This window comes from Synechococcus sp. R3-13 (assembly GCF_047462195.1).
Lineage (GTDB): Bacteria > Cyanobacteriota > Cyanobacteriia > Thermostichales > Thermostichaceae > Thermostichus.
Map to the genome: position 1 here is coordinate 1 of NZ_JANSIO010000379.1, position 545 is coordinate 545.

Genomic DNA, 545 nt, shown 5'->3' on the forward strand with positions numbered 1-545 from the left:
CATCGTCCAAAATGCCCCAAAACCGGTTCAGATCTGGGTTGGGCCGGCGAAAGTCGAACAGCATTCGCTCCGTTTGCCCACTGCTGCGCAATTGCTCCAGATAAGCCTTGGCTGTTGGCGGATCCTCCAAACCCAGGATCACCGTTGCCGTCGCCCAATCTGGTGTCTGGCTCACCTCCACGCCCTGCTGCCGCAGCGCCTCCGCCAACCCGTCAGGCAAACCTTCCCCCACTACCCCCACCTGGATAGGAGCCGACTCGGCAAGAGAAGGTAGCACACAATCATCCTCCACGGCCTGGAACCCATTCTGAACCCAACGCCACACCTCCGCCAAAGGCAGGGCCTCATAGTAGGTGAGTGTGTTCCAGAACCGCCCCAGATCCCAAGGCATGAGTCTACCTCGTCTCTTCAGCTAGAAGCCGCAGGAGCCCGGCCTTCTGCCCGCAGGTCGAGGGCCGGGAAGAATCCGAGGAAAATACAATAATCAATATCAATACAATAATAATAACAAGGCCATGACCCAAGTCCTGACCGTTTCCTGCAAG

Annotated in this window: 1 pseudogene; it reads right to left on the bottom strand. The window is 57.4% G+C overall.

The features are described from left to right. A pseudogene (locus tag NW856_RS11365) lies at positions 1-391 on the bottom strand (CIA30 family protein); the annotation flags it as partial. Positions 392-545: the final 154 nt, after the last annotated feature.